This is a genomic window from Paenibacillus sp. JT31N11 (assembly GCF_056269285.1).
In genome coordinates, this window is sequence record NZ_JBWDNQ010000016.1 from 84,776 (window position 1) to 109,304 (window position 24,529).

General features: G+C 52.5%; 20 protein-coding genes. 3 read left to right on the forward strand and 17 right to left on the reverse strand.

What is annotated here, in order from left to right; genetic code table 11:
• Window positions 1–193 precede the first annotated feature (193 nt).
• From AC0YNV_RS33675 to AC0YNV_RS33730, 12 genes are all read right to left on the reverse strand, one after another.
• Window positions 194–859, reverse strand: coding sequence for a ThuA domain-containing protein (locus AC0YNV_RS33675; protein ID WP_475771950.1), 666 nt, complete (start codon window positions 857–859; stop codon window positions 194–196).
• 57 nt (window positions 860–916) lie between these two features.
• A complete protein-coding gene (locus AC0YNV_RS33680; RefSeq protein ID WP_475771951.1) occupies window positions 917–1,393 on the reverse strand; it encodes a VOC family protein in 477 nt (158 codons plus the stop codon).
• Between the two features lie 28 nt (window positions 1,394–1,421).
• Window positions 1,422–1,877, reverse strand: coding sequence for a VOC family protein (locus AC0YNV_RS33685; RefSeq protein ID WP_475771952.1), 456 nt, complete (start codon window positions 1,875–1,877; stop codon window positions 1,422–1,424).
• Window positions 1,878–1,925: 48 nt separating this feature from the next.
• A complete protein-coding gene (locus tag AC0YNV_RS33690; RefSeq protein WP_475771953.1) occupies window positions 1,926–3,092 on the reverse strand; it encodes a Gfo/Idh/MocA family protein in 1,167 nt (388 codons plus the stop codon).
• A 54-nt stretch (window positions 3,093–3,146) separates the two neighbouring features.
• Window positions 3,147–4,157, reverse strand: a complete 1,011-nt coding sequence (locus AC0YNV_RS33695; RefSeq protein ID WP_475771954.1) for a Gfo/Idh/MocA family protein — start codon at window positions 4,155–4,157, stop codon at window positions 3,147–3,149.
• Between the two features lie 41 nt (window positions 4,158–4,198).
• Complete coding sequence (locus AC0YNV_RS33700) at window positions 4,199–5,080, reverse strand: sugar phosphate isomerase/epimerase family protein (RefSeq protein ID WP_475771955.1); 882 nt, start codon at window positions 5,078–5,080, stop codon at window positions 4,199–4,201.
• 38 nt (window positions 5,081–5,118) lie between these two features.
• Window positions 5,119–6,009, reverse strand: coding sequence for a carbohydrate ABC transporter permease (locus tag AC0YNV_RS33705; protein WP_475771956.1), 891 nt, complete (start codon window positions 6,007–6,009; stop codon window positions 5,119–5,121).
• Window positions 6,010–6,027: 18 nt separating this feature from the next.
• The gene (locus AC0YNV_RS33710) at window positions 6,028–6,918 is read right to left on the reverse strand and encodes an ABC transporter permease (RefSeq protein ID WP_210046269.1); all 891 of its coding nucleotides are present in this window, start codon (window positions 6,916–6,918) and stop codon (window positions 6,028–6,030) included.
• 77 nt (window positions 6,919–6,995) lie between these two features.
• A complete protein-coding gene (locus AC0YNV_RS33715; protein WP_475771957.1) occupies window positions 6,996–8,705 on the reverse strand; it encodes an extracellular solute-binding protein in 1,710 nt (569 codons plus the stop codon).
• Between the two features lie 244 nt (window positions 8,706–8,949).
• The gene (locus AC0YNV_RS33720; protein ID WP_475771958.1) at window positions 8,950–10,362 is read right to left on the reverse strand and encodes a response regulator transcription factor; all 1,413 of its coding nucleotides are present in this window, start codon (window positions 10,360–10,362) and stop codon (window positions 8,950–8,952) included.
• Entirely contained in the window at window positions 10,359–12,059 is a 1,701-nt protein-coding gene (locus AC0YNV_RS33725) for a sensor histidine kinase (protein ID WP_475772013.1), read from the reverse strand. The genes AC0YNV_RS33720 and AC0YNV_RS33725 overlap by 4 nt, the downstream gene beginning before the upstream one ends.
• A gap of 384 nt (window positions 12,060–12,443) precedes the next feature.
• Window positions 12,444–13,457 (reverse strand): aldo/keto reductase, encoded by a 1,014-nt coding sequence (locus AC0YNV_RS33730; RefSeq protein ID WP_475771959.1) that lies wholly within the window; start codon window positions 13,455–13,457, stop codon window positions 12,444–12,446.
• A 196-nt stretch (window positions 13,458–13,653) separates the two neighbouring features.
• Here AC0YNV_RS33730 and AC0YNV_RS33735 point away from each other — a divergent pair, with 196 nt between their 5' ends.
• Entirely contained in the window at window positions 13,654–14,568 is a 915-nt protein-coding gene (locus AC0YNV_RS33735; protein ID WP_475771960.1) for an AraC family transcriptional regulator, read from the forward strand.
• Between the two features lie 522 nt (window positions 14,569–15,090).
• On the opposite strand, the gene AC0YNV_RS33740 is transcribed toward AC0YNV_RS33735, so the two are convergent.
• A complete protein-coding gene (locus AC0YNV_RS33740; protein ID WP_475771961.1) occupies window positions 15,091–16,479 on the reverse strand; it encodes a sialate O-acetylesterase in 1,389 nt (462 codons plus the stop codon).
• Window positions 16,480–16,738: 259 nt separating this feature from the next.
• On the opposite strand from AC0YNV_RS33740, the gene AC0YNV_RS33745 reads away from it, so the two are divergent.
• Window positions 16,739–17,620, forward strand: a complete 882-nt coding sequence (locus AC0YNV_RS33745; RefSeq protein WP_475771962.1) for a helix-turn-helix domain-containing protein — start codon at window positions 16,739–16,741, stop codon at window positions 17,618–17,620.
• Between the two features lie 4 nt (window positions 17,621–17,624).
• On the opposite strand, the gene AC0YNV_RS33750 is transcribed toward AC0YNV_RS33745, so the two are convergent.
• From AC0YNV_RS33750 to AC0YNV_RS33760, 3 genes are all read right to left on the reverse strand, one after another.
• The gene (locus tag AC0YNV_RS33750) at window positions 17,625–18,527 is read right to left on the reverse strand and encodes a hypothetical protein (RefSeq protein ID WP_475771963.1); all 903 of its coding nucleotides are present in this window, start codon (window positions 18,525–18,527) and stop codon (window positions 17,625–17,627) included.
• A 523-nt stretch (window positions 18,528–19,050) separates the two neighbouring features.
• On the reverse strand, window positions 19,051–21,174 hold the full coding sequence (locus tag AC0YNV_RS33755) for an alpha-galactosidase (RefSeq protein ID WP_475771964.1): 2,124 nt from the start codon (window positions 21,172–21,174) through the stop codon (window positions 19,051–19,053).
• A 207-nt stretch (window positions 21,175–21,381) separates the two neighbouring features.
• On the reverse strand, window positions 21,382–22,653 hold the full coding sequence (locus AC0YNV_RS33760; RefSeq protein WP_475771965.1) for an ATP-binding protein: 1,272 nt from the start codon (window positions 22,651–22,653) through the stop codon (window positions 21,382–21,384).
• Between the two features lie 169 nt (window positions 22,654–22,822).
• Here AC0YNV_RS33760 and AC0YNV_RS33765 point away from each other — a divergent pair, with 169 nt between their 5' ends.
• A complete protein-coding gene (locus tag AC0YNV_RS33765) occupies window positions 22,823–23,695 on the forward strand; it encodes an aldo/keto reductase (protein WP_475771966.1) in 873 nt (290 codons plus the stop codon).
• Between the two features lie 265 nt (window positions 23,696–23,960).
• Here AC0YNV_RS33765 and AC0YNV_RS33770 read toward each other — a convergent pair whose 3' ends face one another.
• Complete coding sequence (locus AC0YNV_RS33770; RefSeq protein ID WP_475771967.1) at window positions 23,961–24,473, reverse strand: CBO0543 family protein; 513 nt, start codon at window positions 24,471–24,473, stop codon at window positions 23,961–23,963.
• Window positions 24,474–24,529: the final 56 nt, after the last annotated feature.

Sequence of the window (24,529 nt, forward strand, 5' to 3'; positions counted from 1 at the left end):
ATTTACTTCGCTCGCATGTGGCTTATCGTTTCAAATTATTGGTACATTGATCAGTATGCAGTAATATGGATTGACGGCCTCTAAACTAACTTTTGTTACTCTCGATTCTCCCCGCACAAAAAAAACGCCACGGACACACGAAGGCTTTTGACTGCCGTGTACCCGAAGCGATTTCTTATCGTATTCAAATCTATTATTCTTTTTCCGGCTCCGCGCACCATTTCAGGCAGTTCCCCAGAAGCTCCAGAAACGGCGCTGCCAGCAGACCTTCCCGCCGGTGCGCAGGCGCGAGGCAGCATACTTTTCCTTCGCCGTGCAGATGACGCCAGCCGCCGATTGACGAACCGTCCTCGGACTCCGAGCGCAGGAATACCCCTGTGCTCTCCTCGGCGCAGCTCACAAAATAATGCTCATCGAGAAACTGGAAACCTTCCGCCGACCAGCCGGTATCGGCTGTATTCACCGGTATGTAACGCACTTCCTTGTTTTGCGGCGGGTGGGAGATGAAGTACCCCTTCAGCATCCGGATATATTCGGAATCCTCAGCATAGGAAGCAAGCCCCGCATGCCAGGCCAGCCATGCTCCGCCGCCCCGGACGTAGCGCTCGATTGCCGCCGATACCGCCCCGTCCATCCACAGATCAACCTGTTCATCCTGCGGATTAAGACGGTTTTCCTTGAACAGGACGATCACCGCAGGGCCCTCTTCCAGCACCTGCAGGATTCGGTCCGTTCCCGTAAAATCAAGCGTCCACTCTCCACTTGATGCAGCCGCTCCAAACGCTTTCTCCAGTGATTCCCTGGCGAGCGCCTCATCATGATAAAAGTCGCCGACGATTGCCGTTATTCGTTTCGTCATACTCAAGACACAACCTTTCACGGCCGGATCGCCGGAAGACCCGCCTTTGCGGAATGTTTAATCCTGCTTCGGTCCAAGCTCCTGCAGTCCCAGCACTACGCCAAGAAGCGATTCCGTATCGAAGTAGCCGTACCGCCCCGCGCCATATTCGCCTTTGTGGGTCAGCGGGATTCCTTGTCCTTCAAGGAAGTTGATATGCTGCTGGAAGCCGTTGACCGTAAAGGTGATAAAGTGAACGCCGGGACCATGCTTTTGTTTGAATTCGTTCCAGGGGTTCGGCTCATCGAACGGCTCCATCAATTCGACGGTTACAGGACCCATTTGCAGATTGGCGAATTTCGTTCTGGCTGTAATATATTCGCCTCTGTACCAGGTGTAGGAGTTATCCGTGTGCTCCTGAACCGAATTCGGATCGGGCGTCTGAATCTCCGGCATTGCCAATCCGAACAGCCCGCAGTAGGCTTTGAGCGCCTTCTCGATATCGTCGACTACGATGCCGACTTTCAACAAGTTATTATTTTCGATATGTTCCATGACTAATCCTCTTTTCCGGGCGTCAGGTTTAGTTATCGTTCTCGAGCAGCTCAAGCAGGATTTTCAGCTGCTTCGACGTATCCATATAGGCGTAGCGTCCGCCTGTATATTCGCCCTTCTGCTGCAGCGGCATGCCATTTTTCTCCATGACCGCAATCTTTTCCTTCATGCCCTTGACGACAAAAGCGATATGATGGGCGCCTTCGCCATGCTCATTCAGGTAATCGCGCCAGGTGCTTGGATTGTGATCGGGCTCGATCAGCTCCAGCTGCAGCGAACCCATATCGAAAAATGCCAGCTTCGAACGGGCTTCCGAAGAAACGCCGTTATATTCCGTTTGCGCCACATCAACCGTATCCGTCCAGAACCACTTCGGCGTCTCGATGCCGAGGAAGTCGGCATACGCCTGGGAAGTCGCTTCAATGTCATGGACCAGGATTCCGATTTGCGCAACCACATTTGTGCCCAATATATTTTTATCCATGATAGATCTCCTTTAGGTTGATCGAATTTGCGGCAGGCAGGCTGCCTGTCACACCTGAAGCTCGCTGATGGATACCCAGCGCCGCTCTGCGATGGATACGTCAACAGCTTCCAGAATTTCCTGACATTTGATGCCGTCCACGAAATTCGGTTCTGGCTGGCGGCCACCATGAATGGCGTCCATCAGCTCCAGGATTTCATGAATGAACGTATGCTCGAAGCCGATCGTATGGCCGGGCGGCCACCAGGCGTCCATATAATCATGGGCGGGGTCAGTTGCAAGCACGCGCCGGAAGCCCTGCACATCATCCGCATCGTCGGTAAAATAAACCTCCAGCTCATTCATGCGCTCAAAGTCGAAACGAACGCTTCCTTTGCTGCCGTTGATTTCAAACGCATTCGTGCAGCGGTGACCTGCGGCAAAGCGGCTTGCTTCAAAGCTGCCCAGAGCTCCGCTTGCAAACCGGGCCATAAACAGCGTGGCGTCATCCACCGTGACTTCGCCCATGGGGCCATCCGTATTTCCTTGCGCGCTCAGGCCGGTCATGGACTCGGCGATTGGACGCTCCTTGACGAAGGTCTCGTTCATTCCGACCACCTCGTTAATCTCGCCTACCAGGTACCTGGCCAGATCAATCAGATGCGCGCCAAGATCGCCGTGCGAGCCAGAGCCCGCCACTTCCTTCTTCAGCCGCCAAACGAGCGGGAACGCCGGATCAACCAGCCAATCCTGCAGGAAGGTCGCGCGGAAATGATGAATTTTGCCGATTCTGCCTTCGGCAATCAGCTTCTTCGCCAAGCGGATAGCCGGTGCAAAGCGGTAATTGAAACCAACCATATGCTTGACGCCGGCCGCTTCCGCCGCCTGCAGCATCTCTCTCGCGTCGGACAGCGTCAGCGCGAGCGGCTTCTCGCAGAACAGATGCTTGCCAGCCTGCGCTGCCGCAATGGCAATTTCCTTGTGCGCGTCGCTCGGGGCATTGATATCGACCAGGTCGATATCCTCCCGCTTGACCAGCTCGCGCCAATCCGTAACCGCATGCTCCCAGCCGAACTGCTTCGCCGCCTGTTGTACACCCTGCTCGTCCCTGCCGCAGATCGCCTTCATGACCGGAGCCGGAGAATCCGGAAAAAACATCGGCAAGTCGCGATACGCATGGCTGTGCGCCTTACCCATAAATTTATAACCGATCATTCCAACTTGTATCGATTTCATGCTTCATGCCTCCATTCCGCCTATCTATAAATCTCTCTCGTCTTCTATCGTTAATTAAAGCATAACCTTCTGGCCGGTTCTTGCGCTTTCCAGCGCGCCGAAGACCATCGATACGCTCTTGATGTTGTCCGTACAATCCGTTTCGGCAGGACGATCCTGCTCCAGCGCCTCGAACATATTGTCCAGGCATCCAAAATGGCCTTCCCGGCCCGTCCAGATATCCGGCACTTCCACTAGTTTGCCCGGACGGATAAAGCCTTCTTCGCCCTCGACAACCTCTGCGACAGGACGATTGTCCCCATCCCATTTGGCCGTCCCTTGGCTTCCTGTAACGCGCCAATCGGACTCCCATGAGGTTCCTGCGCCTTGAGCGCTCCATGAACCGCGGTACGAGAATACCGAACCGTCGCTCATTTCGAAGATGCAGATGGCCGAAGCATTGCCTGCGTACCATGAACCTGCCGGATTATATTCGTGGCAGTAGACCGACACCGGATCAGCTCCGCTCAGGAAGCGTGCCTGGTCGAACGTATGAATCGCCATATCCAGGATCAGCGGGCTTGCCATCGTCTCACGGAAGCCGCCGAAATGGGGTCCGAGAAAGAAATCAGCGTGCAGCGAGCCGATTGTTCCGATCGCACCGGATGCCAGAAAACTGGACAAGGCGCGGATATGCTTCAAATAACGGCGGTTCTGCATAACGGAATACCGCTTGCCGGACCCGCTCGCCACAGCCAGAACTTCCTGTGCGTCTGCCAATGTTTCCGCCATCGGCTTCTCTCCGAATACATGGGCGCCAGCCTGCAGCGCAGTTGTCGCAATCTGCTTGTGGCTGGCAGGAATCGTGACGTCAAATACCAGATTCGCACCCGTTTGGCTGAGAGCCGTGGATAAATCCGTGAATGTCGGAACATTCAATCCGCGCTTCTGCGCCATTTTCTTGGCTGCTTCCTCGAAGAGGTCCACAAGCCCTACAATTTCAACATTTTCCCGCTGTGCGGCGTAGTCAAGCCACTCGTTGGCCATCCCACCACAGCCGGCAACCACAACTTTATGAAGCGCCATACCGCTCACCTCTTTCTATTCATAATATTCAGGTATGATGTCTATGACGGATTTGGAATAAAGTCGCCGCCACGGCAGTTTTTCAGATAGTTGAGCGCGTGTACCTGTCCCGTCATCTCCCACTCGTCGCGGTACACCGGATCATGCCAGCCTTCGATATCAATGCTGCCCTCGTATCCGTGCTGCCGGAGAATCGAAATGACATCCGTCCAATTGGTGTCGCCGAAGCCTGGCGTACGGTGCCATACGAACGGTTTCGGTCCGTGAATGCCGTATTCGCGTACGACATCCCAAGCGATTGTGGCATCCTTGCCGTGCACATTGAAGATTTTCCCTACCCATTTCCGCAGCTGCGGGATCGGATCGATCAGGCTGACCATTTGATGGGTCGGTTCCCATTGAAGTCCGATATTTTCCGCAGGGAGGGCGTTGAACATTCTTTCCCATGCCGTCGGATTATGCGCGATATTCCAGTCTCCGCTTTCCCATGTGCCGCCCATATCGCAGTTTTCAAAAGCCAGCTTGACGCCCTTGTCCGCCGCGCGTTTCGCCAATTCCCCGAACACTTCCGTGTAACGCGGAAGAGAGTCGTCGATCGTACCCGGCATACGCCCGGTGAAGCCCGCTACCAGATCCGTTCCGAATTCATGCGCATGGTCAATCAGCCGTTCCCAGCTGGCCAGCGTATCGGCGTTGTCTCCTTCGCCTGTGAGCGGATTGCCGAAGATGCCGAGGCTGGAGATGGGAACGCCCTTCTCCGCCAGAATTTCCTTAACCCGCTTGGCGGTCTCGGACAAGTCCAGACCATTGGTCGACTGCCAGAAGGTGAGACTGAATGATTCAAAGCCATGAGGAAGAATTTGCGGCAGGACGCGAACTGCGTCCCCGCCGCCAACAAGGGTGCCGATCCGAATTTGTTTCATATGAATAAGACTCCTTTAAGTAATTTGATAGCGCCGGCTTATTCCTTGACTGAGCCCAGCGTGATGCCGTGAATGAAGAAGCGCTGCAGGAACGGATAAACGACCAGAACCGGGATCATCGCGATGAATATTTTTGCCGCGTTCAAGGTCTTGTTGGACAGCTGGCTCAACCGCTGCAGCTGATCCGTGGACATGGTCGACGGATCCAGCATGACAACGACCTGCTGGATATACGTCTGCAGCGGATAATACTGCTCGCGCGTCATAAAGACCAGTCCGTATAAAAACTCATTCCAGTGATACACGATGCTGAACAGCGATACGGTAGCCAGTACCGGCGCGGACAGCGGAACATATACTTTGAGCAGGATATACCAGGGGCCCGCTCCGTCCACAAGAGCCGCCTCGTCCAGTTCCTTGGGCAGATTGCGGAAGAAGTTCATGGCCAGAATCACGTTGAACACCAGGGTTTGCGCCCCTCCGACGAGAACCAGCGACCAGATGCTGTTGAACAGACCGAGCTGCTTGATCGTCAGGTACAGCGGAATCAAGCCTCCGTTGAACAGCATGGTGAAGATCATGGCCCACATGAGAAAGTTCCGCAGCCTGAAATCCTTGATCGTCTTCGACAGCGGATAAGCCATCAGCGGCACGACCAGTAAATTCAGGCCCGCCCCCAGCACGACACGCTTGATCGACGTCCAGAAGGAAACGAAGAACTGGTTGTCCTGCAGCAGCTGCCTGTAGGAGTTCAAATTAAAGCCGACCGGCCATAATGAGACTTGCCCTCCCGCCGCAGCGGATTTGGTACTGAACGATACCGCCAGCGTATACCATAGCGGCAGTATGCAGGTGAGAGCGACTACGACAAGAATAATCACAATCAGCACATCGAATATTTTTGAACCGGCTGTCGTATCTTTGACCATTTCCGCCAGCCTCCTCTCTTAGAAAATCCGGTAATTGGCCCACTTGTAGGCCGCTACATACGAGATGGCAATAAGAATGAACCCGATCAGGGATTTGAGCAGCCCTACGGCGGTCGCAAGCTCATACTGCAAATTCAGCAGCCCTGTGCGGTAAACCCAGGTATCGATGATGTCCCCCGACGAATACACAAGAGGATTATATAAGTTGAAAATTTGGTCAAAGCCCGCATTCAGAACATTCCCGAGGCCCAGTACAGCAAGCAGGGCAGCGGTTGTGCGTATGCCCGGCAGCGTCACATGCCACAAACGGCGCATCCGCGACGCTCCGTCGATCCCCGCTGCTTCATACAAAGAGGGATTGATGCCGGTCAGGGCTGCCAAATAAATAATCATATTGAAGCCGAATTCCTTCCAGACATCTGTGCCTACCGCGAGAAAAGGGAACAGCGGCGCACTGGCGAAGAAATTGGTTGCTTTCAGACCGAAGACAGACAATATGCCATTGATGGGACCGTCAAAGGAGAACAAATCCAATACAATGCCTCCAAGAATAACCCATGACAGAAAGTGAGGCAGATAAACAATGGTCTGCACCCATTTTTTAAGCACGGTAATACGCAGCTCATTGAGCAGCAAAGCAAAAACAAGCGGGACAATCAGATTGGCTATAATCTTCATAAAAGCAATGAAGATCGTGTTGAAAAAGATGCTTCTGGTGTCGCTGAGCGTAAACATGTAACGGAAATTTTCCAGACCGACCCATTCCGAGCCGAGCATTCCCTTGACAGGATTGTAATGCTCAAATGCGATGATAATCCCGAACATGGGAAAAATACTGAATACTCCAAGCCATATAAATCCCGGCAGAAGCATAGCGTAATAATGCTTGGCAAACCCTTTGGTATTCACTGGTTATCCCTCCCCAAGTATTCATATGGCCGGGAATATAGGGGGGCTTATGACTCAAGCCCCCCTGGTCATCCTCTTTATTCCTTGACTGCTTCGGCAACTTCGGCGGTAATTTGATCTCCGCCTTGTTTCTTCCAATCGGTTACGAATTTATCGAAGGTGTCGAGCGGAGCTCCGCCGACGACAATTTTCAGGAAGGTTTCATCTTCCATTTTCTTCAGGTTGACCCATTTGGTCTCCATCGAGTTCGTCTGCGAGTAGAGCAGACTGCTTACCCGGTTCATCTGCACGTCCACGTTAGGCGCAACGCCGACCATGATCGAATACAGACGGGTCCAGGCGCCCATATCGGCCGTTGGATTCCAGTATTGGATATCCATCTTGTCGTAAGGCTCGATTTTTACTTTTTTGATATTCGTCAAATCGCCCTGCAGCAGCTTGTACTCCGGTTTGTCAGCAAAGTCTTCCGGCGTTTTCGCTCCGGAAAGCACATCGCGTACCGCTTGAACGGTAAATTCCGATTCATCGGAAGGTCCAAGAGCAAGACGGACAGGGTAGAAGCCGATTGATCCTTTGGTCAAATCAAATTTGCTTTCGTCGCGAAGCAGCAGATTTTGCAGCTTGATGACGGTTTCGGGAGTTTTATAATCTTTGGAAACGACTACGAATTGACCGGCCGGCGCGCTCAGATGCGGGCTGAATTGTCCTTGCGCATCAAGCGGCAGCGCGTAAGCTTGCCAGTTGGCTTTCGGATTTTGTTTAACGGCATCCGTGAGCGGACCGTAACCCATCCACCAAGGAGCGAAGAACATACCCGTTTGACCGCTGACGATCGACTCGCCGGAATCGGTGCGGATCGCCATTTGCGGATCGATCAATCCTTTGGAATACAGATCTCTAAGCTTGCCGAGCGCTTCTTTCGTTTGCGGCAGAGTCGAGCCATAGGCCGGATTGCCGTCCGCATCTTTTACCCAGTAACCGGGGTATGCGCCATAGGCCGAGAAAATCGGATCGAAGCCGTAGAGATTGTTCGCTGAATCCAGGAAGTTCGCATACATTTTACCGCTGCTGGATGGTCCGGCGATGCCGATCGTATCTTTCTTGCCATTGCCGTCAGGATCCTGGTTGGTGAAAGCGTCTGCCACTTTCTCCAGATCCGCCATCGTTTTGGGAGGCTCAAGGCCGAGCTTGTCGAGCCAATCCTTACGGATCCACATCTCGTGGATACCGGCATCCTCCGCCTGTGGCAGCGCCATGATTTTGCCGTCAAATGTAACGGTATCCATCGCGCGCTTGTTCGAATCTTCCAGAACGCGCTTCAGTGCCGGCGATGCATTCGAATTAAAAGCCTCCGTCAAGTCAGCCAGCTGACCGTTATCGTACATAAGGCGCATTTGCTGGGCATTGACCACCATGGCGTCCGGCAGGTCGTTGCTTGAGATGGAAAGGCTGACTTTCTGATCATAGTTGGTTGGCGATGCCGTAAAGGCATTGGACACGTCGATATTCAAGTTGTCTTTGATGTATCGGGTGAACTGGTTATTATCCGGCGTGTCGCCGGCCGGCAGCGATTTGTCTGCCGGATCTACCTTTTGTCCGACAGCCAGGGTAACCGGCTCTGTGTATTTTCCGAATGGATCCGCCGGTGCAGCCGGTGCATTCCCCGTCTGATTTCCACCGTTGTTCGAAGATGTGTTCGAATTCGACTGACTGCAGGCGCTGATCACCAGTATAAATGCCAAAAGCAGCGTCAGCGTAGCTATGCCTTTTCTTTTGTTTCTCAACATGCTCCCCTTCTTTCCGAGTAGTCGTCAACTTGCATGATAAATGTATCACATCCAAAGCCCCAGTTTAGACAGGGAGCGGTTGTGTGATAAGGGGGAGAAATGAACGGTTTTCCTCCCTGCCGGATGCCATTTTTCACCCTTTTCGGACAAACCTCTACCCTGCTTGTCGGACAAATGTCCCCCCGGGTAGAGGTTTGAAGGATGGATATGCGGTATAGGAATGAAATCGACACCTTTTTCAGCCCTATTCCTTGCGATGCGTTTTGCGGAAGGCGCTTGGCAGCTCGCCGGTCTGCTCGCGGAACACCGTGCTGAAATATTTCCCGTCCAGATAGCCCGTTTTTTCCGCCACCCACAGAATCGGCATGTTCGTATGCACCAAATACTCTTTGGCCTTGTCCACTCTGGCTTGGCGCACGTACTCATTGAACGTCTTCCCGATAATATCCCTGAAGCATTGGCTGAAATAGCTGCGGCTCATATTGACCCTCTTGGCGATATCGGCGGCATACAGCTGCCCGCTTAGCTGCTCCTGAATCAATTGCACGGCTCTCATAACCGCATCCTGGACCTCCTGGGAATAATGAGGTGCGCCCAATGTCCTACTTATCGTTTTCCGAATTTGCCTGAACCATTCATTGGCTTCATGCCAGGAATAAAATTCCTCAGGAAGCACCAATCCGGACGGGAGGACCGAGCTGTACAATTCATTCCATTCATCCGTCAGCTTGCGCAGAAAAAGCATGAGCCTGGATGGAGGCAGCTTCATCGACTTGAGCCTGTCCAGAAGCACGGCAAACCGCTCATCATTGTTTATCCAGCCAAGCGCCGACCACTGCTCGGCTGCTTCTGCGATTTCGCGATCATAACCGTCCGGCAGCTTCTCCTTCTCCTGCAGCTCGCGAAGGGACCGCCGGATCAGCTTGTCCTCCGGATGATAATCGTAAAATAAGAGATGCTTCCTGTATGCGAGCAGCGCCCGCTGCACCTCCGTCTTCTCGATGCCCCGCAGTCCTTCCAGACATAGAAGCACCCAGTTCTCCCGGTTCTGAACAGCCTCCGTCAATACGGCGAACATTGCGTCATTCTCCCGTATATCGGCCGGATACCGGATCCACTGCTGCTCGTCCGGGCTGCTGCCTGAGGGCTCCGGATAAAGCGAATGGACCCAAGCCAGGTCTGCCTGCGCCTCCGGGGAAAGCAGCGCATAACCCAAATCCACCCCGATGGTTTCATCGGAGGCCGGCCCCTCGGCGGACTGTTTGCCTTTCTGCTGTTCCTCCTTGATCCGCGCATGAATACGCGCCAGTATCTCGGAGAACCGGTCCTGCGCCAGCTCCACTTTGGCAATATAGTCGATTGCACCAAGCCGCAGCGCCTCCTGGATATATTCAAAATCCTGATGCAGCGTCAGGACAATAATATACAGATTCGGATAGCGCTTGCGGACAATCCGCATCAGCTCAATTCCCGACATGACGGGCATGGCGAGATCCGTGAGCATCAAATCCACCTCGTTCTGCTCCAGAAATTCGATGGCCTTCTCGCCGTTTTTGGCTTCACCCACCACCTGCATTCCAAACTCCGCCCACGGCAATGACGTTATAATGCCCTGTCTTACCAATTTTTCGTCGTCTACGACTAATATCCGGATCACAGCGTATCCTCCTTCAATATCGGCAAACTCAAGTAAATGCTCGTCCCTTGTCCAGGCGCGCTCTCGATATGTATCCGCGCTTTGCCGTTGTAATAAACTTCAAGCATCCGCTTCACGTAATTCATGCCGATGCCCATGCCTACCTTCTCCCGTTCCATCTGTTCACTGTGGAGCAGCTTGTTAATGGCCTCCTGGGTCATCCCAGACCCGTTGTCCTGGATGGAAATCTCAATCATTTCCTGCGCCTTTACGCGGACCTGGATAACCCCGTTGTCGCTGAAGCCATGGTAGAGGGAATTTTCCACAAGCGGCTGCAGAATGAAACGCGGAATCGGCATGTCAAGCAGGCTTTGATCCACCTCGATATCAACCTGGAATTCAAAATCATAGCGGATTTTCTGCAGGATCAAATACTGCTTAAGCGCATCGACTTCATCGCGTATCGTGGAGGACTGCCCCAGCTTGCCGAGATTATAATGCAGCAGCTTATTCAGGGAAGAAATAATCCGGTCGATTTCGTTCTGCCCGTTCATAACGGCAAGCCAGTGCACCGTATCGAGAGTATTCATCAGAAAATGCGGATTAATCTGATAGAGCAGCTTTTCCACCTCCAGATCGGCTCTCCTTTTCTCCTTCTGCTGAACCTCCACGAACAAATCCCAGATTTGTGTCTTCATATCGCGGAACTGATCCAGCAGCTGGTCAAATTCCGGAATTCTCGTACGCACAAGGAGAGACGGCGTCTTGTTGCTCGTCATCAGCTTGATTTCCTTGTTGAAATTCGATAAAGGACGATAGACCATTTTCCACAGCAGCCACGCCATAAGCACACTGACCCCCAGAAAGAAAAGGGAGGAAACGATGGTTTGCAGAAACCATTTGTTCATTTCTTTGTTGTAGTCCGCGTTGGAAATAACCGACACGATGCTCCAGCCCTGATTGCTGGTTTCATCAAACCAATAATACTCGTTATGCAGACCATGCGATTTGAGAGCTGTATCACTGGTGAATACAGAGTTTATCGGAAATTCCTCAGGAATCTCGCTATATGTAATTTTATGGTTATTATCTAAAAAGAGATAAAAAGCATGCTGGGCATTCTCCCCGTTATCCAGAATGCTTTCCGTCAATTTAAAATTGCTCTCGATATAAACATAAACGTCATTCCGGCTTGGCAGATCCACCTTCCGCATAGCCGACAGCACATATTTATTATTAAAGCGGTCGTAGCTGACATGCGGGCCGTAATAGGTGATACCGTAATATTCGGCCAAGAGCGGCAGACGCTTCGGATCAAAATCCGGCTTGACGCCAGAAGTCTCAAACTGATAAAGCCCGTCCTTTTGAAAATAATACATCGTGAGACCGACATTCGTATTCGTGAAGGTAATCAAATTAAGCTCGCTGTTGATTTGAGTAGTCATTTGCGACCGCTCATACGCGTTGCCCGAGGTTAACAAAATTTCCAGCTCCCTGCCGATCGTTCCCTTGAACGCGAGCTGCTCGGATACGGAATTCAAGTTCCCGATCGCATTCTCCAGAGAGTATTCAACCTGCCTGAGATTGCTTTGAATGCCATCCTGAATTTTATTGGTAAGAATGGAGTATATCGTGTGGTAAGAGATAAAAAACACAAAAATGAAGGGGAGCAGGGAGCTGATCAGGAAGAGAATGATTATTCTTTTTTTTAGCGTCATGGATCCGCTGGTGAGACGTTTCATCGTTCGTTTCATGGCTTGTGCCCTCGCTTTGGCTCTGTCGCTTTTTCTTAATCATGTCACGATTCGACAAACCGTGCAACACGGGATGGATGATCCTTACAGTTGCGCCAGCCCTCGTGGATAGGAATAATCGTTGATGATGCTGGTATAAAAAAAGAGATTGTCCCAGGTCTGCCGCTAAAGAGTGCCCCTGCCTTAGATGGTTCCCAATTTATGCAGAATGCATTTTCGAATCTGTTCTAAAAGTATCTGGTCGGGTAGATCGAGATCGTCGTTTTTTGGTTGAATTTAACCTCAAAAAAACCGCCCATGATAGGGCGGTTAATTGAACTATCGTTGTAATTGACCTCAAGGATTCGTTTATCTGCGGCGCAGACGCTTGTCTTCTAGGGCCGGATTCATCAAGAAGGTATTGTCTGCTACGTTGAGATCGGTGCCGGGTGGAACAATTTCGTCGATCCGATCAAGGATATCCTCGTTCAGTACCGCGTCCGCGCCCGCCAAAAGATCCTCGAGCTGCTCTGGCGTCCGTGGGCCAATAAGAACGGATGTTATAGCCGGATGTGACAGGACAAACGCGATTGCCAGGTGTGCTAACGGCATTTCCGCCTCTGCAGCAAGTTGATTGAGCTGCTGGACAGCGGCCAATTTCACTTGATTTCCCGGTATCGAGAGGTCGAAGGCACGCGTTTGCAGCGATGCGCGGTTGCCCGTAGTTGGGTCCACCCGTCCTGACAACCAGCCGCTACCCAGCGGCCCGTAGGACAGGACACCCATTCCATAGCGCTGCGTCGAGGGAAACACAGCCGATTCGTTCGTTCTATTGAGAATGGAGTACCTCGGCTGCTCCGTGAGGAAGCGGTGATGTCCGTGCTTATCTGCGGACCATTGTGCCTCGACGATCTGCTCTGCCGGAAAAGTGGAAGAACCAATAGCGCGCACCTTGCCTGACCGAATTAGATCGGAGAGCGCTGAGAGAGTCTCACCGATGTCCGTATTCGGATCTGGACGATGCATCTGGTAGAGGTCGATGTAGTCAGTGCCGAGCCGCCGCAAACTATCCTCGACCGCGCGGATGATCCAACGCCGCGCCCCCCCGCTCTGGTTGGCATCCTGCCCCATCGGTAAGCCGAACTTCGTTGCCAGCACCACCTTATCGCGCTTTCCCTTAAGCGCCTTGCCGACAATCTCCTCGGACTCGCCCTTGGAGTATACGTCAGCTGTGTCAATAAAGTTGATACCGGCATCCATGGCCGTGTGGATCATGCGGACCGATTCGTCATGGTCGTTGTTACCCATTGCTCCGAGCATCATCGTTCCAAGAGCGTACTCGCTAACCGACATGCCGGTTGCCCCGAGAATTCTGTATTTCATATATTTGGCCTCCTTTATTTGCGAACCTGAATCTCTGTGATTGAAGATTCCTCCTTCCTTACAACTTGATTATGAGTCAGTTGAGGTGCGGGGAGATAGCTAAATGATCGCAAATCATTGCCTAATCCTCTCAATCAGCTTTGTTCCGCCTCCCAAAGGGGGTATAATGGCGATAAAAAAACAAGGAGGGAAAGTCATGCCGAATCCATCTGCTCACCAAGATCCCCTGGTTCCATATCTGACAGAGTTGGCCCAGCTTATTGAAAATAATACAGGCAGGGACGGGGTTCAGCCGACAGTAATCCCGTCGCTTTCCTTGATACGCAACTCGGTTACGACATTCCCTTCGTTCTCCGTCCATGAGCCGACCATCTGCTTCGTCGCCCAAGGCACCAAAGTAGTCATACTGGGGGGCGAGAGCTATACGTATGGTCCCTCCAGCTATTTGGTTGTGTCCTTGGTTTTACCTGTTTCCGCACAAGTAATTCAGGCAACGCCGGAAGCTCCCTATTTATGCGTCCAGCTCAAATTTGACCCGAAAGATGTCCTTGAATTGATGAACGGTTCGGATCAGCAGGTCCCTGCCAAGGGAGATTCACAGCGAGCTTTGTTTGTAGCCAAAACGAGTTCTTCCCTCTTGGATGCCGCTATCCGGCTTGTCCGTCTGTTAGACAATCCGGAGGATGTACCGGTACTCTCGCCGCTCATTATACGAGAAATTTTATATCGGATCTTAAGCGGAGGGCAGGGAAGTGCGCTAAAACAGATCGCCATGAGCGGCAGCAGATCAAACCGGATTGCAAGCGTCGTGCAGCGGATTAAGCAGAACTACACCGCCCCTTTGCGTATCGAAGAGCTCGCCTCGATCGCCAACATGGCGCCTTCCTCTCTGCATCGGCATTTCAAAGAGGTCACCGCCATGAGCCCGCTGCAGTATCAGAAGCAATTACAGCTGCAGGAAGCACGCCGCCTTTTATTGTCCGAATCTGCGGACGCGGCGGACGTCTCCTTTCAAGTTGGCTACGAGAGCCCCTCCCAATTCAGCCGCGAGTACGCCCGCCTGTTCGGCCTCCCCCCGATCAGCGATATCAAGCGGCTGCGAGAGGAGTAGGATTTTATGGCAGCAAAAGATAGAAGATCTTGTTCTCCGACCAGGAGTCATATTCAAGTTTTAATAATAAAACGTTTTCCCATGGGAAAGAATTCCACATGACCGTTATTAAGTCAAGAAGATCAAGCAGGTAAGCGTCAAACAAGCCCCATCCGCCAGTCAAATGGAAGCCAGTGAATGAAGCATATGGATTAAAGAAAATTGAGGAGCAGGGCATATAGGGTACCAGTGCGCTCGGAGCCCGGGAATCCGGAAGCTCTCGGAAATTGCCCGAACAGATACTTGAAGTACCGGAACGGATGCAGTCCGTTTTCCTTCGCCGTCTTGATAATGCTGTATGTCGGGGTTCGACTGCTTGCGGAACAACTCCCGTCATGCCAATTTAAATGCGAATGCTGAAGCTTGGAGCGGCGTGGAAACATGTGGACAAACGGCCGCATTGCACACATGCATCTCCCGGCAGCAGTCTGCGCTGCGGCTGCCGGGATAGATAGAAGCGCTGTAGACTTGACAGTCGTAAATCTAGACAGGCAGCGGCCCAAAAACAAGAAGCGGTATTCCCTTTTCATCCCGCACATTAACCGCAGGGTTGGTACCGCGGCCATGCCATAATTGGCAGGAATCCGGTGCAGGCCGCTCCAGCGTAAGGATGACCCGCTCTGCAGCTTCATCCAGATGCCCTTCCAGCGGCAGCCGCTCTTCACCGTTTGTCAGCTGGAAGGAAAAAACGCGTTCAACCTTCTGCAGCCTTCCATTGACTCCGCTGAACGTAATCGTCAGTTCCGTGCGCTGCTCATTCCAATCCGCCGATGCAAACCGTGGACCCGGTTCGGCCGGGCTCCGGCCATCAACGAGCCGAAGAGCCGCCCACGCCATACGGTGCCCAATATCCCGCAGGGAGGCGGCATCCGGATGAATAAAGTCAGCCAGCGAAGCGTCGATGGTCGGAACAACCGCTGCGCGGCCCAGTACAGATTCAAGACGGACCTGATCGTCCTGTACCCGGTTCCATCCCTGCTCGAAGGACCAATTGGTCACAACAGATATCTGTGCGTAGATGAACGGCAGCTCCGGATCTCCCAGATCGCGTCTAAGGCTGGCCACCCATTCCGTCATCCGGTCGTAGTAAAGCTCTGAATCCGCTTCAGTAGCGTCGCTCTCTCCCTGATACCAAAGGCATCCCCGCACCTTGCCTCCGGCCTCGCGAATGACCCGCAGCATAGCGCCATATAAGGAACGGCCGCCTTCGCCTGCGAGCGCGGCATCCCATTGGCTCATTGAGGTTCCGCCATGCGCTACCATGAGCAGCCCAACGGGAACGCCGGTGTGACGCAGCATCATTTTGCCGAACGGCAGTCCAAGTCCGCTTCCATGCACTCTGTCTCTGCGGGCCATCCTGATATATTCTTTGCGCTTCTCTTCGGAAACATCCATTCCCTCAGGCAATGGCGTCCAATGTACAGGGTCGGGCGATTCCAGCAGCCAGCAAAGCGGCTCCACAGCCAGATCCCAGCGGTCTCCCATATAGAAACAGCTGACGCCCGGCTGAGGCTCCTCTACATGTATCAGTCTTCCGCAGCCTTCCATATTCGATTGCCCCGCCAATACCCACAGATCACCTACATAGACCGGACCAATATCTCCTTCCGCGAGCAGTTCTCCTGTCTCGGGAGATACGATACGAATATAGATCTCATGCTCGCCTGCCGGCACCCGTTCCAGAGCAGCTGAGAATTCCGGCTGGCTGGCCGAACCCAGACTCCTCCATGGACCGGCGGATATCCGGCCTTCCACAAGCCCCTCCACTCCCTGCGGCACCTTGACCGAGAAAGCAATATCCGCCTGGTCCCGATCGTCACGCTGGTATACCCGGTGGGCTTTCGGTCCCGAAATCTCCAATTGAATGGCCATCTTCCAAGCTCTCCCCTTCCCTGTTCAACCATTAGCTGTGTCAATATCTCATGCTGTTAAAGATCTATATTCCGCATGATTTCTGTTAATCCTGCCGCTAGGTTCTTCACTTCGGAATATCAGTAAAGGTGAATGCAAATGTTAACCTCTCTAAAGATTAAAGAAATAGCCTGCCGAACGGCAGGCCCCTGTACATGATGGATTATATTCGGTAAAATTCAAACAAAGCTTATGTATCGAAGGGAGGCTTTCTGCTAAGATGCTGAGGAAGGCGGATGGATTTGAAGCGGAGAAAATCATTGTCCTGCCCCCGTATATCCTGAAAGAGATGGTGGCCCATCCCTTGATCAGGCAGCTGTATATAACGGATATTGGCTACTTCCCGCGGGCGCGCCACCATTACCGGGACAGGCCCTCCGGCTGCAGCATGCATATTCTGATCTACTGCGCGGGCGGCGAAGGATGGATCCAAAGCGGATCACACAAGGCGATGCGGGTCACCGAGCAGACGCTCACCGTCATCCCTGCCGATACGCCTCATTCCTATGGGGCAGATGAAAACAATCCATGGAGCATTTACTGGTTTCATCTGATGGGGGAGGATGCCGGGGCCTTCTTCTCCAGCTTCAGCATGGAAGCAGGGCCGCTGCGGCTTGGGTTAAGCCATTCCGTCAAGCTGCTGGATTTATTCGGGCAATGCTACGATATCCTGTCATCCAAGCCGTATTCCATGGACCATCAGGTCCATGTTTCGCAGACGGTCAGATATTATCTCAGCTTTGTCGGATTGATGAAGGCAGGGGCAGGCGAGGAGAAATCGGAGCGGTATATCGAGCAGGCCATTCAATATATGAAGGAGCAGCTGGAATCCAATTTGTCGCTCGAAGAATTGGTTGCCCATACCCGGATTTCCAAGCAGCATTTGAACCATTTATTCAAACAATCGACCGGCTTTGCGCCGATCGACTATTATTTGCGGATGAAGATTCAGCGTGCCGGACAGCTGCTCGACCTGACGGACAGAAGCATGAAGGATATAGGCCTGTCGCTTGGCTTCCAGGACCCCTACTACTTCTCCCGTCTGTTCAAAAAAATGATCGGCTTGTCGCCAACGGAATATCGGAACAAGCTAAAAGGCTAAGCGTTCAGTGCAGGGTATCGACGGCAAGCTCCCAGTTTATCGTAAATGATGCGCTTTCCCCTGGCTGGAGGGCGTATGCCGGGCTGTGAATCTCAAGCTCATAATATGGATAGTCGCTGGCATTATACACTTCGACGACCGTATGATGAGGGTAAACTTGCTCCGGCTCAACCGCATAGGTCTTGGTCAAAGTATATGTTTTGCCGTTCGCGGCCTGATGCCGTGCGGCTGCCCGCCCCCCATCCGTCATAAAGCCGAGCTTATACAGCCGGTCATTGTCCATGACCATCCTCCAGCCATCCGTGCCATGAACGGCTGCCGCATTGTGTTCGTCCAACAAGGGCAGCGGCTGCCTCGAACCGAGCAGCGGTCCGTCCGGGATATCCACGATTCCGCTGCGATTCAGCATGGTCACCTGCCACAAGCCTTTGGTTACCGGAACCGTTCCGTGGTTGATCAGCTTCTGCTCGATGCCGATCGACGGCATGCCGTTCACGCATGTGACAGTGCGGATAATTTGCAGCTGCGTCTCACGGCATATAGGGCTCGTCAGAACGATCCGGACAGCCTGTTCATTCCGCTGCACTTCCCAGCCGTACTCGCCGTGATCCAAATCCGCATACGGGATGCCAACCCAGTCGCTTTGGGGAGCAAGCCATGTTTTCTCTCCGCCATAAAGCAGCTGCGGGCTCCTCTCGCGCAGTTCACGCATTTCTTCCGCATTCTCAGCTTCATAGCGGGGGCGGTAACCCGCCAGACTCCCGTTCTGATAGAGCAGATTGACGCCATCCGAGCCAAATTCCATAATACGCCCGCCGATGCCGGGTACGATCGCCAAATCATAATGTTCCGTTTGAATGGAGATTGAAGGAAAACCCATACTTTCCCTTTCCATCACAATAATCATGGAATAAACCGCCTCTCTGCAGATATAGCTGCTGCAATCATATAAGTGCCGCTGCATGCGCCGCGTGTTTTCCAGGTGTCCGTTCCATATGCATACGCTTACTCTAACATTTCGCTGTTCCGGCGCAGAAAACCTTCCGCAGTCCAGCGTTCTCCTGTGATCCGGCGCGGCATCTGCCTATTTCCTCCACTGCAAGGAAAAACCGTGCTGCAGCGGCCGGTACCCACCGATTATACGCTCCAGCACGGAATAACCTTCTTCCAGTATACAATTGTCTGCCTCTATACCTGGGTAGTCCCTCAGCTCACATCAGGGGGTGACTGATGAAAGCGGCAGCGCCACTCCCCCCCTAAACGTCAATCCATATGGTCTGGTCGGCTTGTCATGCAATACGCGAAGCACGCAGTGTGGGGCGCTTTGCGAAAGTGCCGCGCGCAGCAGCCATTACCGTCGGGCTGCACGCAGCTCCCAGCGCGACGTGCATTGATGGCGGTCGGTCGACCACATACCGGCTCCAATAAGCCTACTCCCGCGCTTTCAGCGAGATCAGCACGCTGTCGAAATCGCCGCGCAGGGAAAGCGGAAGGCCCGCATTCATCAAGGTGCTCCCGTGCAATTGCAGGACTTCATCGCCGATACCCTCGATGTCGTAGATTTTATGCTCCGCAAGGCCATCCAGCTTCAGATCCGGAAGCCGTCCGCCGAAATTCTGAGCATGCAGAAATGCAAAAACAATGCTTTCCGTCCGGTCGTCGTTCACATACTGTACAGCCGCTTGCGGGGACTTGCGTAATGAGGCCAGACGGTACTGCCTGCCTTTTTGAACGAGATGCCTGATCTCCTTGTACCGCTGAATATGAACGCCGGCCTCTTCCATTTCCTCCTCCGACCATTCCTTCAGATTGCCGCCGATGCCAAGCGAGCCTGTCATGGCGCTGTGGAACCGGAAGGACAGCGGAAGCTTGCGGCCGTTCATGCCATTGGGCGAATCCGTTACCCAGCACATCATGACCTGAGGGCTGTAGACGTAGGAGAAACCCTCCTGAATGCTCAGCCTGTCGAACGCATCGGTGTTATCGCTCGGCCATGCCTGATCGGCAAATCGCAGCATGCCAAAATCAATCCGGGCCCCGCCTCCGGCGCAGGTCTCAAATTCGACGTGAGGGAATTTCTCCCGCAGCTCCGCCCAGATCTCATACAGGCTTTGCACATGTCTGATCCAGATTTCCTTCTGCTGCACGGCCGGGAAGCCGTGAAGTCCCGGCTCCGTAATGGTCCGGTTCATATCCCATTTGATGAAGGAGATCGGATGAGAGCTGAGCAGCTCCGTCATGAAACCGATAATGAACTGCTTTACCTCGGGCTTGGCTATATTCAGAAGCAGCTGGTTGCGAAGCTGCGAGCCGGTCCGTGTCGGAAAATGGTATACCCACTCCGGATGCTGCCGGTACAGCTCGCTGTCCGGATTGACGGACTCGGGCTCCACCCAGATGCCGAAATCCATTCCCAGCTCCTTGACCTTCTCAATCAAGGCGCCCAGTCCTTCAGGAAACTTCTGCGGATTAACATACCAGTCGCCCAGACCCGCCCGGTCGCTGTCGCGCTTGCCGAACCAGCCGTCATCGACGACAAAGCGCTCGACGCCCATCTTCGCCGCTTTCTGCGCAAGCTCAATTTGCTCCTTCACATTCACATCGAAGGTCGTCGCTTCCCATGAGTTGTACAGCACCTTGCGTGTCGTGGCTCCAGGCAGGACATATTCCCGCTGATACCGGTGAAAGCTGCGGCTCATCTCCCCGAAGCCCGATGGCGTATACCCGCCAACGAACACCGGCGCTGTGAACGTCTCTCCTGGCTGGAGCAGCCATTCACTGTCAAAATCATTAATGCCACCCGTCACTCTCATATGATTGAAGCTGCTCTTCTCCGCGACTATTTTCCAGTTGCCGCTCCAGCCAAGCGCGCCGAACCAGACATTGCCTGCCTTCTCTGTGGCGGTGCCGTCGTCGATAGCGAACCATGGATTGGCATGCGGGCCCGTGAAGCCCCTTCTGGATTCAATCGTTTTCTTGCCTTCGGAGAGAACGGTGTCTCTGAGCTGATACTCGCCCGACCATCTTCCGGTAACATGGGTCATCCGGTATTGCGGCAAATAAGGCACCGCCCACGCGGCCGATTGCATATTTTCGATGACAATCGCCGTTTTGCCGGCATTAACCGCTCGTGCATAGCGTTCGATCATATCCCATTCTGCTATTACCTTGTAATGGAGATGGACCAGCAGATCGTAATGAGCGTCCTTCAGGGTCAGGATCAGCTCCTCGACCCCATTATCGGTTACAATGCGATAGCCCTCGTATACCATTTTCAAATCTCTGACGTGATCGGAGAAACGTACCTTCAGCGTCGGCTCGACATAACCGACGCCGCCCCAGAAGCTGTATTCCTCGTACTCCCGTTCCACCTGAGCGTCAAATGAGCTGTGCGATCTGGAACGGAGACGGTAAGCGCATTCCTGCGCTGCAATCGTCTTTCCCCAATACAAATGCTGGAGGATTCCCTGCTCGTTGACCCCGAATACATAGGAGGTCTGCCTGGTTTGAATTTCAAATAAACCTTCATGAACGGATATCGGCAACGCTTTCACCTCAATTTTGGATTATGATAGACATAGATTTGTCGTTTGGCTTGCTGACATTGTCCCACAAGTACACCATAGAATAGAGCGGCCTCCGGGGCAATTCACAATGTTCGGTTCAGGATGGATTATTCTCGGCTGAAGTCCCGGTATAAATAAAAGCAGAGCCGCCCGGGATCTGCCTGGGGCGGTTCTGCTTGTTGGAATCCTGCAGCATTAACCGATATTGGACTTCAACAGCTCGGCCAGTTCCTGCCGCTCCGGGCCTTCCAATTTAATAATGTCATTCAGAACATGATAGAACCGCTCTCGGTCTGCGGTCTCCATAATCAAATTCAACATATGGACGATCACCTTTTTTTGCTCCGGATTCAAGCGGGCGAAGATTCGGGGTTCTACCCGGTAAAGCTCTTGAATGACATGCTTCAGCTCTTCTTGGCGCGCGCTGTCCTCCGGCGTATCCTTGAAGGCGGGAAATGCGTCCGACGCGATCAGTTCGGAAATGATCAGATCGGAATGGCTTTTGAGGAACGGCTTGCGCTTTCCGCTGATCAAATGGTTGATTTCCTCCAGCAGATATTGGAAGGCCTCGCTTTTCCGGCTTAAACCAAATGCCATTTCCTGCTGCCCGTATTGTTCTTCGCTCATAAAGTCGAAGTCGTCAAACAGCTTGCTTTGGATGTAGACGCTGTGATAGAAGGAGTCCCCTTTATTGTTGAAGCTGGTGGGCTGCTTGTACTTCTCCCTCTTCCTGGAGTCCAGAAAATAGAGTCTGGAATATTCGTTGTTGATTCTCTCTGTCCAGCGGATATATTTGACGGCGAATTTGGTTTTGGTCGCGGGATGCGCAAGCTCGATATTCTCCTTCGCGCCGATAATGCCGGAATAATCCAGGTATTCGCCCGTTTCCATGATGATACCGAACTTCTTGCCCGCATGAAGCTCAAGAAACCAGCCGAACTCCTTGCTCAGAAATTGTTTCAACTCCGTCAAGTCGATTTCCTTGTGGATATGGTCGAATGTGACCGAGGTTCCTGTTCTCGCCTTGCCCTCCGCATTGCCGGTCAGCGTATAGGAATCCAGACTTTCAGATGCTATATGAATGGAGTAGGTCTGATTGACCGGACCTGCTTTATAAGTCGTATTCCATGTCGCCTGGGAGCAGAAGCTGTGGAAGGTCAATCGGCCGATTCCATTCTTGCCATGCATCGCAGAGCTCATCCGCACCCTGTTGTTCGGATCGATCTGCTTCTCGGATTCATAGAAAGGCGTGAATTTCCGTTCCAAAACGGTTCTGTCGATACCCTCTCCGTTATCCGATATGATCAATCTCTCCATACCGCCCAAAGCGTTCCATACGGCTTTAATTTCGACAATCGTCGCCCTCGCGTCAAATCCGTTCCAGACATATTCCGCGATCGCTTGTAAATAGTCAAATTTTTGCAATGTTTTTTTGATGCCTCTGGATGTGATTCGAATTTTTACCACAGCTGTTCAACCCCCTTCTACTAGACAGTGTAACATAAACAGGCAAGAAATCTTGCTTAAATCAGGAGTCTCTGCCCCGATTTTTCGCGAAAAAAATTTGCAAAAAATGACTATATAAGCTATACCAAGTATAGGTACTATTATTTTTATATATTGAGGAGGATGGTTCATGTCTGATCTGAATGTTTCAGCTGCTGCGTCCGGCACCTATGCCATTGGAGGCGATCTGCCGGTCAACCGTTTGGGGTATGGAGCGATGCAGATAACCGGCCCCGGAGTATGGGGAGATCCGAAGGATCCGGCCGAAGCCGTACGCGTTCTTCAGCGCGCTGTGGAGCTCGGAGTGAATTTCATTGACACAGCCGACTCCTACGGTCCCTTCGTTTCCGAAATGCTCATCAAGAAAGCCCTTCATCCTTATGCGGACGGCGTAATCATTGCTACCAAGGCAGGCCTCACGCGGTCAGGCCCCGGCGATTGGCGTCCGGTAGGGCGTCCCGAATATTTGCGGCAGCAGGTTGAGCTGAGTCTGCGCCATCTGGGTCTTGAGCGGATCGACCTGTTTCAATTGCACCGCATAGACGCCAAGGTTCCATTAGCTGAACAAATCGGCGAGCTGGCCCTGCTGCAGCAGGAAGGCAAGATCCGCCACATCGGTCTGAGCGAGGTGAGCGTCGAGCAGATCAAGGCAGCCAGCGAGTTCGCCAATATCACTTCCGTGCAAAATCTGTACAACCTGGCCAAACGGGATTCCGAGGCTGTACTGGACTACGCAGAGGCAAACAACATTGCATTCATCCCTTGGTTTCCGCTGGCAACAGGCGCATTAGCCAGAGAAGGCGGACCGCTCGACGCTATCGCCAAGCAGCATAATGCCCTTCCTTCCCAGCTGGCTCTGGCCTGGCTGCTGAAGCGCTCGCCTGTCATGCTGCCTATTCCGGGCACTTCGACAGTCGCGCATGTGGAGGAGAACATTGCGGCCGCTGCTATCACGCTGAGCGATGAAGAGTTTAATACGTTATCGAACATTGTGAAGCCGTAACATTTTGCCCAGGGTATTTCATATTCTCCAAAATGACCGGTATTCGCGGCTATCGCCCGCAAATACCGGTTTTATTTGTCTTCACTGTGACTGCCTGCGAAAAACATAATGGGAGGTGAAGCATGAACAGGCTTCATTTTAACGATTAAGAGTATTCATTGTTATTCGCATGAATAATTGGGGGAATTAATTAATTCTCTGTTTTCGGTAAACCCGTCAGCGATAGCTCCGACAGACTGCAGACAGGGAAGCAAGCTTACTTTCCTTATTTAAACGAGGAAATGGGGATTCCATAAATCAATATAAACAGGATCGTTCCGACAAGGAATAGAACGTAAGCTAACAGCGGCCTGACATGATGTATAACCAGTATCGGAAATAACGCGAAATCAAACAATATGGACTTCCAGAGGTTCCATCCGTGATGATACCGGATATTCTCCAGCCCATATTGAATGGCTTCCATTACCGTATATATAAACACCCAGAGAACAATGTACATCCCTTTGGCTATCACTTTTTTGTTGAATGGAAAATTGGTCAGGTAAACGAGCACCATTGGCGGATAGGCAAAAATGGTCAGCAACAAATCATTAATTAAATGGCTGCCCAATTCAGAGCTGAGGTCCCACAACAGATAGCTATAGGTTAAAAGATGAACCAAGAAGCTTGATGCAACCATGAACAAAATGGTGGGTTGGTACTTTTTCCAATCCCTCCAATTACTTTTGTAAAAAGCCATGACCCAAAGCACAAGAACGTACACGATTCGCATCATATATATCACCTAGTAATCAACATTCCCATACTGGTTTTTTTTTAGTCCGCATGAAA

What these genes read in the sequence shown, in the direction of transcription:
- AC0YNV_RS33675 (WP_475771950.1), bottom strand. Translation starts at nt 859, where the DNA reads ATGACGAAACGAATAACGGCAATCGTCGGCGACTTTTATCATGATGAG.
- AC0YNV_RS33680 (WP_475771951.1), bottom strand. Translation starts at nt 1,393, where the DNA reads ATGGAACATATCGAAAATAATAACTTGTTGAAAGTCGGCATCGTAGTC.
- AC0YNV_RS33685 (WP_475771952.1), bottom strand. Translation starts at nt 1,877, where the DNA reads ATGGATAAAAATATATTGGGCACAAATGTGGTTGCGCAAATCGGAATC.
- AC0YNV_RS33690 (WP_475771953.1), bottom strand. Translation starts at nt 3,092, where the DNA reads ATGAAATCGATACAAGTTGGAATGATCGGTTATAAATTTATGGGTAAG.
- AC0YNV_RS33695 (WP_475771954.1), bottom strand. Translation starts at nt 4,157, where the DNA reads ATGGCGCTTCATAAAGTTGTGGTTGCCGGCTGTGGTGGGATGGCCAAC.
- AC0YNV_RS33700 (WP_475771955.1), bottom strand. Translation starts at nt 5,080, where the DNA reads ATGAAACAAATTCGGATCGGCACCCTTGTTGGCGGCGGGGACGCAGTT.
- AC0YNV_RS33705 (WP_475771956.1), bottom strand. Translation starts at nt 6,009, where the DNA reads ATGGTCAAAGATACGACAGCCGGTTCAAAAATATTCGATGTGCTGATT.
- AC0YNV_RS33715 (WP_475771957.1), bottom strand. Translation starts at nt 8,705, where the DNA reads ATGTTGAGAAACAAAAGAAAAGGCATAGCTACGCTGACGCTGCTTTTG.
- AC0YNV_RS33725 (WP_475772013.1), bottom strand. Translation starts at nt 12,059, where the DNA reads ATGACGCTAAAAAAAAGAATAATCATTCTCTTCCTGATCAGCTCCCTG.
- AC0YNV_RS33730 (WP_475771959.1), bottom strand. Translation starts at nt 13,457, where the DNA reads ATGAAATACAGAATTCTCGGGGCAACCGGCATGTCGGTTAGCGAGTAC.
- AC0YNV_RS33735 (WP_475771960.1), top strand. Translation starts at nt 13,654, where the DNA reads ATGCCGAATCCATCTGCTCACCAAGATCCCCTGGTTCCATATCTGACA.
- AC0YNV_RS33740 (WP_475771961.1), bottom strand. Translation starts at nt 16,479, where the DNA reads ATGGCCATTCAATTGGAGATTTCGGGACCGAAAGCCCACCGGGTATAC.
- AC0YNV_RS33745 (WP_475771962.1), top strand. Translation starts at nt 16,739, where the DNA reads ATGCTGAGGAAGGCGGATGGATTTGAAGCGGAGAAAATCATTGTCCTG.
- AC0YNV_RS33750 (WP_475771963.1), bottom strand. Translation starts at nt 18,527, where the DNA reads ATGATTATTGTGATGGAAAGGGAAAGTATGGGTTTTCCTTCAATCTCC.
- AC0YNV_RS33765 (WP_475771966.1), top strand. Translation starts at nt 22,823, where the DNA reads ATGTCTGATCTGAATGTTTCAGCTGCTGCGTCCGGCACCTATGCCATT.
- AC0YNV_RS33770 (WP_475771967.1), bottom strand. Translation starts at nt 24,473, where the DNA reads ATGATGCGAATCGTGTACGTTCTTGTGCTTTGGGTCATGGCTTTTTAC.